The 17,658-nt window shown below is 66.6% G+C and carries 18 protein-coding genes; 16 read left to right on the top strand and 2 right to left on the bottom strand.

Translation table 11 applies throughout. The annotated features are described in order from the left end of the window. Positions 1 to 7 precede the first annotated feature (7 nt). The 14 genes from rpmA to HHA01_RS11085 all read left to right on the top strand — a co-directional run bounded on the left by rpmA (position 8) and on the right by HHA01_RS11085 (position 13,705). Positions 8 to 265: a 50S ribosomal protein L27 gene (rpmA, locus tag HHA01_RS11150; RefSeq protein WP_141320707.1), complete on the top strand. Its 258-nt coding sequence runs from the start codon at positions 8 to 10 to the stop codon at positions 263 to 265. A 174-nt stretch (positions 266 to 439) separates the two neighbouring features. Continuing rightward, the gene (cgtA, locus tag HHA01_RS11145) at positions 440 to 1,570 is read left to right on the top strand and encodes an Obg family GTPase CgtA (RefSeq protein WP_141320705.1); all 1,131 of its coding nucleotides are present in this window, start codon (positions 440 to 442) and stop codon (positions 1,568 to 1,570) included. A 143-nt stretch (positions 1,571 to 1,713) separates the two neighbouring features. Then, complete coding sequence (proB, locus tag HHA01_RS11140; protein ID WP_141320703.1) at positions 1,714 to 2,853, top strand: glutamate 5-kinase; 1,140 nt, start codon at positions 1,714 to 1,716, stop codon at positions 2,851 to 2,853. 212 nt (positions 2,854 to 3,065) lie between these two features. Then, positions 3,066 to 3,332, top strand: coding sequence for a 30S ribosomal protein S20 (rpsT, locus tag HHA01_RS11135; protein WP_141320701.1), 267 nt, complete (start codon positions 3,066 to 3,068; stop codon positions 3,330 to 3,332). Between the two features lie 247 nt (positions 3,333 to 3,579). Next, complete coding sequence (murJ, locus tag HHA01_RS11130) at positions 3,580 to 5,103, top strand: murein biosynthesis integral membrane protein MurJ (protein ID WP_141320783.1); 1,524 nt, start codon at positions 3,580 to 3,582, stop codon at positions 5,101 to 5,103. A gap of 153 nt (positions 5,104 to 5,256) precedes the next feature. Continuing rightward, positions 5,257 to 6,285, top strand: a complete 1,029-nt coding sequence (gene ribF, locus HHA01_RS11125; RefSeq protein WP_141320699.1) for a bifunctional riboflavin kinase/FAD synthetase — start codon at positions 5,257 to 5,259, stop codon at positions 6,283 to 6,285. A gap of 10 nt (positions 6,286 to 6,295) precedes the next feature. Further along, positions 6,296 to 9,130, top strand: coding sequence for an isoleucine--tRNA ligase (ileS, locus tag HHA01_RS11120; protein WP_141320698.1), 2,835 nt, complete (start codon positions 6,296 to 6,298; stop codon positions 9,128 to 9,130). Positions 9,131 to 9,140: 10 nt separating this feature from the next. Then, a complete protein-coding gene (gene lspA / locus HHA01_RS11115) occupies positions 9,141 to 9,659 on the top strand; it encodes a signal peptidase II (protein WP_246053888.1) in 519 nt (172 codons plus the stop codon). Positions 9,660 to 9,706: 47 nt separating this feature from the next. Next, complete coding sequence (gene fkpB / locus HHA01_RS11110; protein ID WP_141320694.1) at positions 9,707 to 10,168, top strand: FKBP-type peptidyl-prolyl cis-trans isomerase; 462 nt, start codon at positions 9,707 to 9,709, stop codon at positions 10,166 to 10,168. Between the two features lie 62 nt (positions 10,169 to 10,230). Beyond that, a complete protein-coding gene (ispH, locus tag HHA01_RS11105) occupies positions 10,231 to 11,184 on the top strand; it encodes a 4-hydroxy-3-methylbut-2-enyl diphosphate reductase (RefSeq protein WP_141320692.1) in 954 nt (317 codons plus the stop codon). Positions 11,185 to 11,281: 97 nt separating this feature from the next. After that, on the top strand, positions 11,282 to 11,776 hold the full coding sequence (locus tag HHA01_RS11100; protein WP_141320690.1) for a type IV pilin protein: 495 nt from the start codon (positions 11,282 to 11,284) through the stop codon (positions 11,774 to 11,776). 23 nt (positions 11,777 to 11,799) lie between these two features. Next, positions 11,800 to 12,201 (top strand): type IV pilus modification PilV family protein, encoded by a 402-nt coding sequence (locus HHA01_RS11095; protein WP_141320688.1) that lies wholly within the window; start codon positions 11,800 to 11,802, stop codon positions 12,199 to 12,201. Continuing rightward, entirely contained in the window at positions 12,198 to 12,665 is a 468-nt protein-coding gene (locus HHA01_RS11090) for a PilW family protein (protein WP_170214868.1), read from the top strand. The genes HHA01_RS11095 and HHA01_RS11090 overlap by 4 nt, the downstream gene beginning before the upstream one ends. Next, positions 12,662 to 13,705 carry a pilus assembly PilX family protein gene (locus tag HHA01_RS11085; protein WP_141320684.1) on the top strand — a complete coding sequence of 348 codons (1,044 nt, stop codon included), beginning with the start codon at positions 12,662 to 12,664 and terminating at the stop codon, positions 13,703 to 13,705. The genes HHA01_RS11090 and HHA01_RS11085 overlap by 4 nt, the downstream gene beginning before the upstream one ends. A gap of 9 nt (positions 13,706 to 13,714) precedes the next feature. On the opposite strand, the gene HHA01_RS11080 is transcribed toward HHA01_RS11085, so the two are convergent. After that, positions 13,715 to 14,284, bottom strand: coding sequence for a GspH/FimT family pseudopilin (locus tag HHA01_RS11080; RefSeq protein WP_141320682.1), 570 nt, complete (start codon positions 14,282 to 14,284; stop codon positions 13,715 to 13,717). A gap of 92 nt (positions 14,285 to 14,376) precedes the next feature. On the opposite strand from HHA01_RS11080, the gene thiO reads away from it, so the two are divergent. Then, the gene (gene thiO / locus HHA01_RS11075) at positions 14,377 to 15,474 is read left to right on the top strand and encodes a glycine oxidase ThiO (protein ID WP_141320680.1); all 1,098 of its coding nucleotides are present in this window, start codon (positions 14,377 to 14,379) and stop codon (positions 15,472 to 15,474) included. A 19-nt stretch (positions 15,475 to 15,493) separates the two neighbouring features. Here thiO and HHA01_RS11070 read toward each other — a convergent pair whose 3' ends face one another. Further along, positions 15,494 to 15,751 (bottom strand): PP0621 family protein, encoded by a 258-nt coding sequence (locus HHA01_RS11070; protein WP_141320678.1) that lies wholly within the window; start codon positions 15,749 to 15,751, stop codon positions 15,494 to 15,496. 109 nt (positions 15,752 to 15,860) lie between these two features. Here HHA01_RS11070 and HHA01_RS11065 point away from each other — a divergent pair, with 109 nt between their 5' ends. Continuing rightward, positions 15,861 to 17,492 (top strand): NAD+ synthase, encoded by a 1,632-nt coding sequence (locus HHA01_RS11065; RefSeq protein ID WP_141320676.1) that lies wholly within the window; start codon positions 15,861 to 15,863, stop codon positions 17,490 to 17,492. Positions 17,493 to 17,658 lie beyond the last annotated feature (166 nt).

Below are 17,658 nucleotides of genomic sequence, written 5' to 3'. Positions count from 1 at the left end.
ATTTGCAATGGCTCACAAGAAGGCAGCGGGTTCTACCCGTAACGGTCGCGACAGCGAATCGAAGCGCCTTGGCGTCAAGCTCTTTGGCGGCCAGGCAGCAGTTCCGGGCAACATCATCGTCCGTCAGCGTGGCACCAAGTTCCACGCCGGCGCAGGCGTCGGTATCGGCAAGGATCACACCCTGTTCGCGCTGGAAGAGGGTCAGGTCAAGTTCGAGACCAAGGGTCCGAAGAACCGCAAGTTCGTGAGCATCGTCTCTGCCTGAGGCGACGCGGACTTCTAGGGAGCCGCCGTTCGGGTGACGTTGGATGGTGGAAGGTGTTCGTGTTGCGTGCACTTCGCTATGCTCACCTGACCAGGTCAGGCTCCTCGCAGGAAGGCCCCGCCATGGCGGGGCCTTCTTGTATCATGGCGACATGAGTCGCCGGGAGAATAGGTAATGCAGTTCGTCGACGAAGCATCGGTCATCGTGGAAGCTGGCAAGGGTGGCAATGGCTGCCTGAGCTTTCGCCGTGAAAAGTACGTGCCCAAGGGCGGCCCGGATGGCGGCGATGGCGGCCATGGCGGCAGCGTCCATCTGATCGGGGACGATGCGCTGAACACCCTTATCGACTTCAAGTATCAGCGCTTCTACAAGGCCCAGAACGGCCAGCAGGGTCAGGGGCGGCAGATGAGCGGCCGCACCGGCGAGGACCTGCACATCAAGGTGCCGGTGGGCACCACGGTGATCGATGAAGATACCCTCGAGGTCATCGCCGACGTGACCGAAGCCGGTCAGGTCGTGCTGGTGGCGCATGGCGGGCGTCGCGGACTGGGCAACATTCATTTCAAGTCGTCCACCAATCGGGCGCCGCGGCGCACCACGCCGGGCACCGAGGGCGAGCGGCGCAATCTGCGCTTCGAGATGAAGGTGATGGCCGATGTCGGCCTGCTGGGCATGCCCAATGCCGGCAAGTCGACGCTGATTCGCTCGGTGTCGGCGGCCAAGCCGAAGGTCGCCAATTATCCCTTCACGACCCTGGTGCCCAATCTCGGGGTGGTCAAGCTGGGCCAGTATGAGCATTTCGTGATGGCCGATGTGCCGGGCCTGATCGAGGGTGCCTCGGATGGGGCCGGGCTCGGCCTGCGCTTCCTCAAGCACCTGACGCGTACCCGTCTGCTGTTGCATGTGGTCGATGTGGCTCCCTTCGACGAGAGCGACCCGGTCGAGTCGGCACAGTCCATCGCCCATGAGCTAGGCCAGTTCTCGCCCACGCTGTCCGAGCGGCCGCGCTGGCTGGTGCTCAACAAGCTCGACCTGCTGCCGGAAGACGAGCGTCAGAAGGTGGCGGACGAGATCGTCGCGCGCCTCGACTGGCAGGGGCCGGTGTTCCGTGTCTCGGCGATCAGCGGCGATGGCACCGATGCGCTGGTGCAGGCCGTGCACCGCTGGCTGACCGAGCAGCGCCGCATGGAAGACGAGGCGGTGGCGCGTGCCGAGGCGCGGCTGGGTCGCAAGCGCAAGCGGGCCGATGACGACGATGACTTTGATGATGATGAGTACGACGTCGAAGTCGAGTACGCACCCTGAGAAAATGCCTGCGCGCCTGGTTCCGCTGAAGAAGGAAGAAGGAAGAAGGAGAATCTTACCTCTTACCTCTTACCTCTTACCTCTTACTTCTTACTTCTTACCTCTTATAGCCCGCAGCCCGTATCTTGAACACCGAGGAGCCGATGAACGATCTCGAACAGGTGCCTGACCGCGAGGCGCTGAAGCGCATGCGGCGTGTCGTGGTGAAGATCGGCAGTGCCTTGTTGACCAACGACGGTCGGGGGCTCGATGAGCCGGCGATCGGTCGCTGGGTCGACGAGATTGCCGAGTTGCATCGCCAGGGCGTCGAGGTGGTGCTGGTCTCCTCCGGGGCCGTGGCGGCGGGCATGGTGCGCTTCGGCTGGCAGACTCGGCCGTCCGAGGTGCATGCGCTGCAGGCGGCGGCGGCCGTGGGCCAGAATGGCCTCACCGAGTGTTACGAAGGGCATTTCGGGCGACATGGCCTGACCACGGCCCAGGTGCTGCTGACCCATGATGACCTGTCCAACCGCAAGCGCTACCTGAATGCGCGTTCGGCGTTGCGCACCCTGGTCGAGCTCGGGGTGGTGCCGGTGGTCAACGAGAATGACACCGTGGTCACCGACGAGATCCGTTTCGGCGACAACGATACCCTGGGTGCGCTGGTGGCCAACCTGCTGGAGGCCGATGCGCTGGTGATCCTCACCGACCAGGAGGGGTTGTACGATGCCGATCCGCGCCATGATCCGAATGCCGGCCTGATTGCCGAGGGCCGGGCGGATGATCCGCGCCTGGCGACGATGGCCGGTGGCGGCGGTGCCCTGGGGCGCGGCGGCATGTCGACCAAGGTGCGGGCGGCGCGGCTGGCGGCGCGTTCCGGTGCGGTCACGGTGATCGCCAGCGGGCGTCAGCCGGGTGTGCTGGGGCGGCTGCTGGCCGGCGAGCGCCTGGGGACCCTGCTGCTGCCCGAGCGGGCGCCGATGGCGGCGCGCAAGCGGTGGCTGGCGGGCCAGCTGCAGGTGCGCGGCACCCTGACCCTGGACGACGGGGCGGTGAAGGTGCTGCGTGATCGCGGCTCCAGCCTGCTGCCGGTGGGCGTGCGGCGCGTGTCGGGCGACTTCGTGCGCGGCGACATGGTGGTCTGCGTGGATGAGCAGGGGCAGCGTATCGCCAAGGGGCTGATCAACTACGGCGCCGGTGAAGTGGGCCGCCTGCTGGGTCAGCCCAGCCACCGGATCGAGTCGATCCTCGGCTACATGGAGTCGCCGGAGCTGATTCATCGCGACAATCTGGTCATTGTCTAGGTCCTCGCGCCGGCACTTGACAAGGCTGGCAAGCTCATTCGCGGCATGATAGGATACGCCATCCTCTCAGACACGGCCCGTTAGCGATTGCGCCCAGCGGCGTGATCGGCCAGATGGCCAAGCCTACGGGGAGCTTTATTATCCCTGTTGGATCAAAATGTTATTACAACCGCCCGAGTCGGCGGTGACAACTTTCTCCAAGGAGACAGTCAGTGGCTAACAGCAAGCAAGCCCGCAAGCGCGCCCGTCAGGCAGAAGAGCGTCGTGTCCATAACGCCAGCCAGCGCAGCATGGTTCGCACCTACGTCAAGAAGGTCATCAAGGCGATCAAGGGCGGCGACCACGCTCAGGCCATGGATGCCTTCAAGCAGGCCCAGCCGGTGATCGACCGCATCGCCGACAAGGATGCGCTGTCCAAGAAGAAGGCCGCTCGCATCAAGAGCCGCCTCAACAAGCGCATCAAGGCCCTGGCCGCGTAATAGCGCCGGATGCCCATGAGGCGCCGCGAGCCTCTCGCGCTCGCCTCATCGAAAAACCGGCTGCGGCCGGTTTTTTTGTGGCTGAGCGCCGTGTGGCCGGCATGGCCGACCCGATATCACGCCTGGTCCGGCGAGGAAGTGCTTCGTGACTGATTCCCAACCGCCCACCGAGCCGACGCAGCCGGCGACCGAACCGGCCGCCGATGAGGACGCCGCCCAGCAGGTGGCGCCGCGCCGCGGCGGCCTGATGCGCTCCGGCATGGTCGTCAGCAGCATGACCATGCTGTCGCGGGTGATGGGGCTGGTGCGCGACATGGTCATTGCCACTCTGTTTGGCGCGGGCCAGGGCGCGGATGCCTTCTTCGTGGCCTTCAAGGTGCCCAACTTCCTGCGTCGCCTGTTCGCCGAGGGGGCCTTCAATCAGGCCTTCGTGCCGGTGCTGTCGGAATATGCCACCCAGCGCACCCGGGAAGAGGTGCGCGAGCTGCTGGATGCGGTGGCCGGCAGCCTGGCGGCGGTGCTGCTGCTGATCACGGCCCTGGCGATGCTGGCCGCGCCCTGGCTGGCCTGGGGCTTTGCCCCCGGCTTTGCCCGTGACCCGGAAAAGCTGGCGTTGACCGCCGACATGCTGCGCCTGACCTTTCCGTACCTGCTGCTGATCTCGCTGACGGCCTTCGCCGGGAGCGTGCTCAACACCTGGGGGCGTTTCGCCGTGCCGGCCTTCACGCCGGTGTTGCTGAATCTCTCGCTGGTGGGGGCGGCGATGCTGCTCACGCCGCTGGTCAGCGAGCCGGCCATGGCGCTGGCGTGGGGCGTGATGATCGCCGGCGCGGCACAGCTGGCCTTTCAGGTGCCGTTTCTGGCGCGCCTGCGCCTGCTGCCAAAGCCATGGCCCAACTTTGCCCATGAGGGTGTGCGGCGCATTCTCAAGCTGATGGCGCCGGCGATGTTCGGGGTCTCGGTGGCACAGGTCAACCTGCTGCTGGATACCGTGCTGGCTTCGCTGCTGGCGGCCGGCAGTGTCTCCTGGCTGTACTATTCCGACCGCCTGGTGGAGCTGCCGCTGGGGGTGTTCGGCGTGGCGATCGGTACGGTGATCCTGCCGGCCCTGTCCAAGCGGCATGCCGAGCAGTCGCCGGAGCATTTCGCGAAGATGCTCGACTGGGCGATCCGCGCCGTGTTGCTGCTCGGCCTGCCGGCGGCACTGGCGCTGGTGGTGCTGGCCGAGCCGCTGTTGATCACGCTCTTCCACTATGGGGCGATGACCGATCACGACATCCAGATGGCGGCCATGAGCCTGCGCGCCTACGCGGTGGGGCTGGTGGCCTTCATGTTGATCAAGGTGCTGGCGCCGGGCTTCTTCGCGCGTCAGGATACCAAGACTCCGGTGACCATCGGCATCATCGCCATGGCCGCCAACATGGTCTTCAACCTGATACTGATCTGGCCGCTGGCGCATGCCGGCCTGGCACTGGCCACGGCGCTGTCGGGCCTGGTCAACGCCGGCCTGTTGGGTACGCTGCTGTACCGGCGCGGCATCATGATCTTTCAGTCCGGCTGGGGCCGCTATGCCGTGCAGTTGCTGGGGGGCTGCCTGGTCATGGGGCTGCTGCTGGCCTGGCTGGCGCCGGGGTGGCGTGAGTGGCTGGCCTGGTCGCTGCCGTGGCGTGCCGGCTGGATGGCCCTGCTGGTGGTCAGTGGTGCGGCGGTGTATTTCGCCTGGTTGGCCGCCACTGGCGTGCGGTTGCGCCATTTCCGCATGAAAAGCTGACGAGACGCAGGGCCGGCCCGGGATCAACGCGGCTGTCAGCGGGCGCCGGGTCCGTTATAATCGACCCCTTTACGCAAGGCCGGCCAACCCGGGCGACCGGGTTGCGGCTCGAGGACGTTTTCCACCAATGCAGACTCTGCGCGAACATCGCCTATGCAAGTGATTCGAGGGTTGCACAATCTGCGCGACGAGCACCGTGGCTGCGTGGCCACCATCGGCAATTTCGATGGGGTGCATCGCGGCCATCAGGCGATTCTCGAGCAGTTGCTCGAGCGCGCGCGGGCGCTGTCGCTGCCGGTCACGGTAGTGGTCTTCGAGCCCCAGCCGCGGGAATTCTTCGCCGGTGATCAGGCGCCGCCGCGACTGACCCGGTTGCGTGACAAGGTGCGCCGGCTCGACGAGCTGGGGGCCGACCGGGTGCTGTGCCTGCCGTTCAACGACGCCCTGCGCAGCCTGACGGCCCGGGAGTTCATCGAGCGCGTGCTGGTGCAGGGGCTGGGCGTACGCCATCTGGTGGTCGGCGACGATTTTCGCTTCGGCTGCGACCGCCGGGGCGATTTCGAGCTGCTGCAGTCCGTCGGGCCGGAATCCGGCTTCGAGGTCGAGCATACGCGGACCTTCCTGCTGGACGGCGAGCGGGTCTCGAGCACGCGGGTACGCACCATGCTGGCCTGTGGCAACTTCCAGCAGGCCGCCAGCATGCTGGGACGCCCGTATCGGCTGTCAGGCCGGGTGGTGCGTGACCGCCAGCTCGGCCGCACCATCGGCGTGCCCACTGCCAACCTGCCGCAGCCGCCGTTGCCGCTGGCCCTGCAGGGCGTCTATGCGGTGAAGGTCGAGCTGCCCGACGGCCGCCCGGCCGATGGCGTGGCGAATATCGGCTGGCGTCCCACGGTGGGCAGCGTCTGCCCGGTGCTCGAGGTGCATCTGTTTGACTTCGAGGGCGAGCTGTATGACCAGCGGCTGACGGTGACGCCCTGCGCCAAGCTGCGTGGTGAACTGAAATTCGATGGCCTCGAAGCGCTCAAGGCCGAGATTCGTGCCGATCAGGCGCGGGCGCGACGTTTCTTTGCCGAGACGGCGAGCGCCGATTCTCTCCCTCTGGCATCGGCGCCGCTGGCGCGCGAGGCCGTGTTTTCCGATTCCTCGGCGGGCTCGCCCGCCGACCCTGATGACGGCTGACCCCCAGGATATGAGCGACTACAAACACACTCTGAATCTGCCCGAAACCGACTTCCCGATGCGCGGCATGCTGCCCAAGCGCGAGCCGGCTCGGGTGGCCCAGTGGCAGGACATGGACCTCTATCATCGTCTGCGCGAGGCACGCCGGGGACGCGAGCCCTTCGTGCTGCACGATGGCCCTCCCTATGCCAATGGCGGCATTCATATCGGTCATGCGCTCAACAAGATCCTCAAGGACATCATCGTCAAGTCGCGCAACCTGGCGGGCTTCGATGCCCCCTACGTGCCGGGCTGGGATTGCCATGGCCTGCCCATCGAGCACAAGGTGGAAACCACCCACGGCAAGCACCTGGCGCCGGATCAGGCGCGGGCGCTGTGCCGCGAGTATGCCGCCGAGCAGATCGAAGGTCAGCGTGACAGCTTCATCCGCCTGGGGGTGATCGGCGACTGGGCCAAGCCGTATCGCACCATGGACTTTACCAACGAGGCCGGCGAGATCCGCGCCCTGGCTTCGCTGGTCGAGGGCGGCTATGTGTTCAAGGGGCTCAAGCCGGTCAACTGGTGCTTCGATTGCGGTTCGGCGCTGGCCGAGGCCGAGGTGGAGTACGCCGACAAGCAGTCCGATGCCATCGATGTGGCCTTCCCCTGCGCCGAGGACGACAAACTGGCAGCGGCCTTCGGGCTGGGCGGACTGGCCAAGCCGGCCGCCGTGGTCATCTGGACCACCACGCCCTGGACCATCCCCGCCAACCAGGCGCTGAACGTGCACCCCGAGGTCACCTATGCGCTGGTCGACGTCGGCGAGCGCCTGCTGCTGCTGGCCGAGGAACTGGTCGAGAGCTGCCTGGAGCGCTTCGGCCTGCAGGGCGAGGTGCTGGCCACCACCCAGGGGCAGAACCTCGAGCTGATCCAGTTCGCGCATCCGCTCTACGCGCGTCGTTCGCCGCTGTTCCTGGCCGACTATGTCACCGTCGAGGAAGGCAGCACGGGCATCGTCCACTCGGCGCCGGTGCACGGCGTGGATGACTTCGAGTCCTGCCGTCGCTACGGCATCGAGTTCCAGGACTTCATCAGCATCGTCAAGGGTGATGGCCACTATGTGGATGACCTGCCGCTGTTCGGCGGCCAGCTGATCTGGAAGGCCAACCCGCAGATCGTCACCCAGCTGGATGAAGCGGGGGCGCTGCTGGCGCATCAGCCGATCACCCACAGCTACATGCATTGCTGGCGCCACAAGACGCCGGTGATCTATCGCGCCACGGCGCAGTGGTTCGTGGGCATGGACCTGACCGGTCATGATGGCCGAACCTTGCGTGACCGGGCCCTGGCCGGTGTCGAGGCGACGGCCTTCACCCCGTCCTGGGGCAAGGCGCGCCTGCACTCGATGATCGCCAATCGTCCCGACTGGTGCATCTCGCGTCAGCGTAACTGGGGCGTGCCGATTCCTTTCTTCCTGCACGAGCAGAGCGGCGAGCTGCATCCACGCACCGTGGAGATCATGGAAGAGGTCGCCCAGCGCGTCGAGGCCGAGGGTATCGATGCCTGGTTCCGCCTGGACCCGACCGAGCTGCTGGGCGACGAAGCCGGCGACTACGAGAAGGTCACCGATACCCTGGACGTGTGGTTCGATTCCGGCACCACGCATCGTCACGTGATGCGCGGTTCTCACCCCATGGGGCATGACCAGGGGCCGCGTGCCGATCTGTACCTCGAGGGCTCGGACCAGCACCGCGGCTGGTTCCATTCCTCGCTGCTGACCGGCTCGGCCATCGATGGCCATCCGCCGTATCGGCAACTGCTGACCCATGGCTTCACCGTCGACGAGAAGGGCCACAAGCAGTCCAAGTCGAAGGGCAACGTGGTCGACCCGCATGAGGTCATGAACCAGTATGGCGCCGACATCCTGCGTCTTTGGGTGGCCTCGACGGACTATTCCGGCGAGATGGCGGTCTCCGATCAGATCCTCAAGCGCACCGCCGATGTTTATCGACGCATCCGCAATACCTCGCGCTTTCTGCTGGCCAACCTCAACGGCTTCGATCCGGCGACGGATGCCCTGGCCTTCGAGGACATGCTGGCGCTGGACCGCTGGGTGGTCGACCGCGCCGCGCAGCAGCAGGCGCGCATCGCCGAGGCCTACGAGGAGTATCGCTTCCTGGATGTCTATCAGGAGGTCCACGGCTTCTGTGCCCGCGAGCTGGGTGGCTTCTACCTGGATGTCATCAAGGATCGCCAGTACACCACCCAGGCGGACTCCGTGGCGCGGCGCAGTGCCCAGACGGCGTTGTATCACGTCATCCAGGCGCTGGTACGTTGGGTAGCGCCGATTCTTAGCTTCACCGCCGAGGAAATCCACGAGAACATCCCGGGAGCGGGTGGCGCGAGCGTGCTGCTCGAGGAGTACTACACCGAGCTGGGCGTGCTGGAGGACGAGGCCGAACTGGGGCGCGACTTCTGGGAGCGGGTGCTCAACGTCAAGCAGGCGGTCAACAAGTGCCTGGAAGACGCGCGCAATGCCAAGGTCATCAAGGGCAACCTGGCCGCCGAGGTGACGCTCTACGTGGATGACGAGCTGCGCGAGACGCTGAACCGCCTGGGCGAGGAGCTGCGCTTCGTGATGCTGACCAGCGAAGTGCACCTGGCCCCGCTGAATGAGGGCAGCGCGGCTGAGGCCACCGAACTCGAGGGGCTCAGGGTGGCCGTGGCGGCCAGCGCACATCACAAGTGCGAGCGCTGCTGGCACCATCGCCCGGATGTCGGCCTGCATGCCGGGCATGACGACCTGTGCGGGCGCTGCATCAGCAATCTGCCGGAAGGCCCCGGCGAGACGCGTCACTATGCCTGAGGTGGGCCGGATGACTGAGCAGGATGACTCACGGGGCGCCGCCGCGGCGCCCATGCAACGCCCGCTGCGCTGGCTGTGGCTGGCCGCGGTGGTGGTCGTTCTCGATCTGGCGACCAAGGCGCTGGCGACGCATTTCCTGGCCTACGCCAGGCCGGTCGAGGTGCTGCCGTTCTTCAATCTGACGCTGCTGCATAACACCGGTGCGGCCTTCAGCTTCCTCGCCGACCATCCGGGCTGGCAGCGCTGGTTCTTTGCCGCCATCGCAGTGGCGGCGACGGTCGGCCTGACGATCTGGATGCGTCGGCTGCGGGCCGACGAGAAGATGCTCGGCGCCGCCCTGGCGCTGGTCATCGGCGGTGCCCTGGGCAATCTGCATGACCGGCTGCTGCATGGCTATGTGGTGGACTTCCTGTCCTTCCACGCCGCCGGCTGGTACTACCCGGCCTTCAATGTGGCGGATATCGGCATCACCCTGGGCGCCATCGGCCTGATCATCGAGTCGCTGTTCGGTGATCGACGGCGCCGCTGACGCCCGGCCACCGACATCCCCTGTTCGAGACCCCGGAGAGAACGCCCATGAGCGATGAACACGCGAACGCCCACCGCATCGACGAGGGCATGCAGGTCACCCTGCATTTCACCCTGAAGCTGGAAGATGGCACCGTGGTCGACTCGACCCGCGACAAGCAGGCGGCGACCTTCCAGGTCGGCGACGGTAATCTGCCGCCGGGCTTCGAGCGTCCCATCATGGGGCTCTCGGCCGGTGACGAGGGCAGTTACGAGGTTTCCCCCGAGCATGCTTTCGGTCAGCACAATCCGCAGAATGTGCAGATGATCGCCCTCGATGATTTCGGCGACCAGACCCCGGAATCCGGCATGGTCATGTCCTTCGCGGACGCCGCCGGCGGCGAGCTGCCCGGGGTCATCAAGGAAGTCGGCGAGAAACAGGTCGAGGTGGATTTCAATCACCCCCTGGCAGGGCGTACCCTGACCTTCGAGGTGGAAGTCATCGAGGTGACACCCGCCACGACGCACTGAGCCGCTCTGCTATTTTGTACTCATCATGTCCAGAGGTGCTCGAGCACCGAGGCTAGGCAATCATGCAAATCAAGCTGGCCAATCCCCGCGGTTTCTGCGCGGGCGTCGATCGCGCCATCGAGATCGTCAATCGGGCGCTGGATGTCTGCGGTCCGCCGATCTATGTGCGCCACGAGGTGGTGCACAACCGCTTCGTGGTCGATAGCCTGCGCGAACGCGGGGCGATTTTCGTCGAGGAGCTCCATGAGGTGCCCGACGACGTGATCGTTATCTTCTCGGCCCACGGCGTGTCACGGGCCGTGCAGGAAGAAGCGGACCGGCGTGGCCTCAAGGTCTTCGACGCCACCTGCCCGCTGGTCACCAAGGTGCACATGGAAGTCCTGCGTTATGCTCGGGATGGTCGGGAGTGCGTTCTCATCGGCCATGCCGGGCATCCCGAGGTCGAGGGCACCATGGGGCGCTATGACACCTCGCGCGGCGGCCACATCTATCTGGTCGAGGACGAGCAGGACGTCGAGCGTCTCGAGGTCAGGGACCCCACGCAACTCGCCTTCGTCACCCAGACCACGCTGTCCATGGATGACACGGCGCGGGTGATCGATGCCCTGCGCGAGCGCTTTCCCGAGATTCAGGGGCCGCGCAAGGATGACATCTGCTATGCCACCCAGAACCGTCAGGATGCCGTGCGCGACCTGGCCGCGGGTAGTGACCTGCTGCTGGTGGTGGGCAGTCCCAACAGTTCCAACTCCAACCGTCTGCGCGAGCTTTCCGAGCGTGTCGGCACCCCGGCCTATCTGATCGACAATGCCGAGCAGATCGATCCCGCCTGGCTGGAGGGCATCCAGACAGTGGGTGTCACGGCCGGCGCGAGTGCCCCCGAGGTGCTGGTCAATGGCGTCATCGAGCAGCTGCGCTCGCTGGGCGCCGAGGCCCCCGAGGAGCTTGCCGGCCGCGAGGAGACGATCACCTTCTCAATGCCGAGCGAGCTGCGTGAGCAGGTCATCGTCAGCGAATGATCCCGGCATCGCCTCCCTGACCGCACAACGCCGGGCCATGCGCCCGGCGTTTTGTATAGTGTGGGCATTAGCATCTTCATGAGCCGCCCACGGGGAGATGCGTACTCTGCATGTGGTCCGGCTGTCGCCCCCGCCGTTCCTGTTCCATATTGGGGGACAGGACGTCACGCCGGGGGACAGGGAAGTGTGCCACTCGCCAGTGCCGGATGCACGCCGTTCGGCCGTTGCTTGCCGACAGATGGGCTTCACGCTGCTGGAGCTGCTGGCCGTGGTCGCGCTCCTCGGCGTGCTCGTTGCCGTCGCCTACCCGCATTACCGGACGGCCCTGGCCGACGCCAGGGTGACGGAGGGGCAGGCGGCGCTGATGCAGCTGGCGGGGCGGCTGGAGCGCTGTCGCACGCGGTCCCGCTCCTACCAGGGCTGCATCGACACGCCGGCGTTCTCCGATGCCGGTCACTATCGCATCACGGCCAACCTTGCCAGGAGTGACTATCGGCTGACGGCGACCCACGACGGTGAGGCCGTCGCCGGGCGGTGTCGTGTCCTGAGTCTGAAGGCCAACGGGCGAGGCTTGCCGGCTGAGTGCTGGTAAGTGGCGTGCGGGAGGAGGTCAGGATGGTGGCCGTCAGAGCGCAACAAGCCTTCACGCTGCTCGAAGCCCTGATCGCGCTGGTGGTGCTCTCGGTGGGGCTGCTGGGCATGGCCTCGGTGCAGCTGGAATCCCTGCATGGCGCGCAGCTGGGCTATCAACGCGGACTGGCCAGCCTGGCGGCGCAGGACGCCGTCGAACTGCTCTGGTCGCGCCTCGAGGCGGGCGGCTGTCCCGCACCGGGCGCGACCGAGGCCACCTGGCAGGCGCGCTGGCGTGACCGGCTCCCGGGCCTGGAAGGCGAGGTCGCGCTGGGCGGGCCGGGTTGTAGCTATCGGGTGACACTCGAATGGTCGGCGTCACGACTGGCGGGCGATGGCTCGGGCGCACTGGTCTATACCACGCGCCTGCCGGAGGTGGCGCCATGAGGGGCTGTCGGGTGGTCGAGCGCGGGGTGTCGCTGGTCGAGCTGATGGTGGCGATGGCCATCGGCATGCTGGTATTGCTGGGGGCCGGGCGGCTCTATCTGGATGGGGTGGACAACCTGGCACGGGTGGAGGCGCTGGGAAAGCGTCAGCAGGCCGTGATGCTGGGCGCTCTCCTGGTGCTGCGCGATATTCGCCGCGGTGGCGTCGAGCCGGGGCGTTATGCCCTGGTGGAGGCGGCGAACGGGGAGGGCTGCAGCCTGTACGACAGCCAGGCCGGTGAGCCGCTGGTGGATGGCCTGGCAGCGACCGCTGCCAGTTGTGAGACGAGTCGGCCCGTGCAGGCGTCGGGTCGTGCCGGTCTGTACCGCATTCGCCTGCAGCCACTCGCCGAGGCGACCCCCGTCGTGCTGCATGGCATGGACCGGCGGATGGCGGTGCGCCGGGCCACGCAGGCTGCGCCATGAAGGCGCCATGGCGGGGTGCCGGGCAGCAGCGCCACCAGGGAATGGCTCTGCCCGTGGTGCTGATCCTGCTGGCCATGGGGGCGATGCTGGGCGTGGCCGGGTTGCGTGCGGCGCTGACGACCGAGCGCCTGGCTGGCAACCTGGAGCTTGCGACCCAGGCGCAGTTGAATGCCGAGGCGGCCCTTTCGCGGGGCCTGTCGGCGCTGCAAGCCCCTGCGGCCATGCGCGTCCAGCCCGATACCATCAGCCTCGGGTCGCTGACCTGGCAGGACTTCACCGACCCGGCTCGCTTCGGCGGCGAGGCGGCCGCCTCCGGCGGCTGTGTCGCCCCGCAACGCTGTGTCTATCGCTATCTGGAGGCGCCATCGCAGCGTCGTCGCATAGTGGCCATGGGCGCCTTTGTCACGGCGAGTGGTGACCTCGAGGCAGCCAGTCGGCCGGTGGTGGCCGAGGTGGCCTTCTCGCGTGCTGCCGCGCGCCTGGTGCGCTTTGTCGCCCTGGCCGATGGGCGGATCATCGCGCCCTCCGATCTGACATCGCAGGCTGACGTGCATGCCAATGCCGCCGTTGCGGCGGACGCGCGCATTGGTCTGCCGGCCATCGACACCTCGCCGCCCGACGTTGCTGTGGCCTTGAGCGTACGCACGGATGCGCAGGGACAGGCCTATTGTCGTTTCGAGGCCAGCGGCGACCGGAATGGTCGGGTCTATCATTGTCCGGGACGCCTGGAGGTCGCGGCCACGGCCGACTTTCACCATGCCACCCTGATGGCCCGAGGAGATGTCACGCTGGCGGGTCAGGTCGGCCAGGGCGAGCGCCTGGATGTCGCCATCCTGGCAGGTGGTGATATCCGGCTGTCGAGCACGGCGCGAGCCTGGCTGCTCGCAGCCGGCGATATCGAGCTGGAGGCCGGGTCGCGGCTGGCCGGCGCGCTGTTGGCACATGGCGACATGCGAATCGATGGCGACCTCCAGCATCGGGTCGGCCATCCGCGTCTACCCAATTCTCCTGTCGAGACGCGCTTGGTAAGCTGGCAGTGAGCACTCGGCTCAGCAACCGGCCGGACTGTCCTCGATCACGCGGACGCGGCCGAAGTTGCTGAGAATCAGCGAGGCGCCTTCGCCGTGTCGGCCGCATAGCCGAAAGGTGCCATTGTGTCCGGTGGCCCGCCCGTCGGGCCGGTAGCGAACCGGACGCTGGTCCTGGCGATAGGTGATGGCGTTCAGTCGGCTGGCGCGGCGTCGGCCGAGCAGGGTCTGCTCAGCGGGCGGCTGACCGACTTCCCCGGCGAGGATGCTCAGCGGCGCCGTCCAGTCATCACCGCAGCCGCTGCCGTCCGCGCTGGGGCAGACGGTGACGATGGCGCGTCGACTGATGGCGGTATGGCGGGCCGTCGCCAGGCTATCCTGGAGCCTCATGACTTCCACGGCGACCTCATGGCGTGCCATCAGGGCGCTCAGGCCGGGCAAGCCCCAACCGGCGGTGATGGCCAGGATGCTCAGCACCAGGCACAGTTCGAGCAGCGTCACCCCGGCCTGGCGCATGCCGGCCGACGGGCCGCGGGCTGGCAGTACCTGCCTGCCGGCAGGGGAGGAGGTAGTGTCTTCCTGGCGTTGCATGAGGGCTCGCTCGGTCGAGGAGGTGACGGCGTCGTTACTCTGACGTTAGCGGCTGCCTCCATGTCTTCCATCAGAGATTCAGGACGGATTGCGTGAGTGATTTTCTTGTCGTGGGTGGCGGTGTCATCGGCATGCTGACCACGCTGCAACTGGCCGATGCGGGGCATTCGGTCACCCTGGTCGAGCGCGGAGAGTGCGGCCGTGAGGCCTCCTGGGCTGGTGGCGGGATCGTCTCGCCGCTTTATCCGTGGCGCTATTCGGCACCCATCTCGCGGCTGTCCGCCTGGTCGGAGGGGCGCTATCCGGAGCTCGCGCTGCGCCTGCTGGAAGAGACCGGCATTGACCCGGAATACCGCCAGAAGGGGCTCCTGTATCTGCGCGTCGACGAAGAGGCGGCGGCAATGGCCTGGGCGCGCGACCTGGGCAAGCCGCTCGAGCGCGTGTCCGCCGATTTTCTCTACGCCAAGGAGCCCGCGGCGGCACCGGGGTGCGAGGAGGCCCTATGGATGCCGACTCTCGGCAGCCTGCGCAATCCGCGGCTGGCCCGTGCCTTGAGCACGCGCCTGCAGGCGATACCCCGGGTTACGCTGCTCGAGGGCTGTGAGGTCGAACGGCTGGAGGCCCGCGGCGGTCGAGTCGATGCGGTGAAGACGGGCCGGGGACGCTACCGGGCGGATCAGGTCGTGGTCTGCGGAGGCGCCTGGGCGGCGTCGCTGCTGGCCAGTGTCGACGTGAACCTGCCGGTACGCCCGGTCAAGGGCCAGATGATCCAGTTCCAGGCGCCGCCCAGCCTGGTGCGGCGCGTGGTGCTGATGGATGGACGCTATGTGATCCCCCGCGCCGATGGCCGCGTGCTGGCGGGCTCGACCCTGGAGGAGAGCGGCTTCGACAAGTCGCTGAGCGCCACGGCGCGGGAATCCCTGTGGGCCTCGGCGACGCGCATCGTGCCGGCGCTGGCTGACTGCGCGGTGGTGCATCACTGGGCGGGGCTGCGTCCGGGATCCCCGGATGGCGTGCCCTTCATCGGTGCCGTGCCGGGCTTCACCAACCTGCATGTCAATGCCGGACACTATCGCAATGGCCTGGTGCTGGCGCCCGCCGCGACGCGTCTGCTGGTCGATGAACTGCTGGGGCGCGAGCCGATCGTCGACCCCTTGCCCTATCGGTTGGCCGGCCCCCTGCCGGGCTGAGCAGGCGGCAGCGTCGGTGCTATTCCTCGCTATCCTGCTCGGCAAGGTACTTGTCGCGGTGCTCGGTCGAGCAGAACCATTCCCGGCGCTCGCGCAGGGCCTCGTTCTCGGGCAGATGCACCTGGCACCAGGCGCAGCGCACCATGGCATTGGCGGGAGTATCGTCCTGGTCACCGGCATTGCGGTCCTGCTGCCATTCCCGGTACATGCGATACAGTTTGAGGCCGGCGAAGAACAGCACGGCGAAGATGATCAGGCGAATCAGCAAGAGGTTCATCCTTTGAGCGGCTCCCTGGAAGTCGGGCTTGGGGCGGTCGGCTTTGCCTGACGGCCGCCCTTGCGGGACAATGGCCGTATCGATGGATTCTCGAGAGATTTTGACGCCCATGCAAGACCTGACGTTGGTGATGGCCCAGCTCGACCCGCTGGTCGGCGATATTCCCGGCAATACCGAGACGGCAATCGAGACGGTACGCGAGGCACGCATCGAGCATGGTGCCGATGTGGTGATACTGCCCGAGCTCTTCCTGACCGGCTATCCGCCGGAAGACCTGCTGTTGCGTCCTTCTCTGGAGACCCGACTGCGCGAGGCGCGTGCCCGCATGGCGGAAAAGGTGGCTCGCGATGTCATGGTGATCGTCGGTTATCCGGGACGCCGTGAGGGCGGGAACTGGAATCTGGCGGGGGTGCTGTATAACGGCGAATGGGTCGGCGAATATGCCAAGCAGGCCCTGCCCAATTATGAAGTCTTCGATGAGCAGCGCTATTTCGGCGTCGGTGATGCGCCGCTGGTGGTCGAACACAAGGGCGCCCGGCTGGGTATCCTGATCTGCGAGGACGTCTGGGAAGAAGGGCCGGTTCAGCAGACGCGCGATGCCGGCGCCGAGATCCTGATCACCCTCAATGCCTCGCCCTTCCATCAGGACAAGCCCGCCGAGCGTCTGGCGCTGCTCGAACAGCGGGCCGGCGAGGTCGGCCTGCCGATTGTCTACGTCAACCAGATCGGCGGTCAGGACGAGCTGGTGTTCGACGGCGGCTCGGCCTGCGTGGCCGCCAATGGTGAGCTTCGCGTACAGGCGCCGCACTGGTCGGTGGGCCTGATGCCGGTGCTCTTCGTGCAGGAAGACGGTGCCTGGGTGCCACGTGCCGGCGAGGTCGATGAAGACGTCAGCGCCGAGGAGAACCTCTACTGCGCGCTGGTCACCGGGCTGCGCGATTACGTCAACAAGAGCGGCTTCCAGGGCGTGGTGCTGGGGCTCTCCGGCGGCATCGACTCGGCCCTGTCGCTGGCCATCGCCGTGGACGCCCTGGGACCGCAACGCGTGCACGCGGTGATGATGCCCTACCATTACACGGCAGACATCTCCAAGCAGGATGCGGCCGAACAGGCCCGGATGCTCGGGATCGAGTACGAGGTGCTGCCCATCGAGTCGATGGTCGAATCCTTCATGGAGACCCTTTCCGCCAGTTTCGCGGGTACCGAGCGCGACACCACCGAGGAAAACCTGCAGTCACGCTGCCGCGGGGTGCTGCTGATGGCGCTTTCCAACAAGAAGGGCCTGATGGTGCTCTCCACCGGCAACAAGAGCGAGATGGCAGTTGGCTATGCCACCCTCTACGGCGACATGGTGGGCGGCTACAACGCCATCAAGGACGTCTACAAGACCTGGGTCTATCGATTGGCGCGCTGGCGCAACAGTCAGGAACCGGCGATTCCCGAGCGCGTCATCGAGCGCCCGCCCTCCGCCGAGCTGGCGCCGGATCAGCAGGATAGCGACTCGTTGCCGGATTACGACGTGCTCGACGCCATCCTGGTGCGCTACATCGAGGGCGACATGAGCGCCGAAGCGATCATCGCCGCCGGCTTCAACCACGACGATGTCTACAAGGTGGTACGCCTGGTCGACCGCTGTGAGTACAAGCGTCGCCAGGCGCCGGTGGGGGTGCGTGTCACCCGCCGCGGCTTCGGCCGCGACCGTCGTTACCCCATCGTCAACGGCTGGCAGCCAGGGGACTGACCCCCGGCTGCGCCGGGAGCTGGAAGAACGGCGCTTCGCGCCTGGAAGAGGGAAGAACGCGGCTGGCGCCGCTGGAAGAACGGCGCTTCGCGCCTTGAAGAGGCAAGAACGCGGCTAGCGCCGCTTTAAGAAGGAAGAAAAACCTTGACCCCATGCCGTCGGGGTT

Source organism: Halomonas halmophila, from assembly GCF_006540005.1.
Classification (GTDB): Bacteria; Pseudomonadota; Gammaproteobacteria; order Pseudomonadales; family Halomonadaceae; genus Halomonas; species Halomonas halmophila.
The sequence above is the reverse complement of the archived record's forward strand: the minus strand, read 5'-3'. Positions and strand labels throughout refer to the sequence as shown.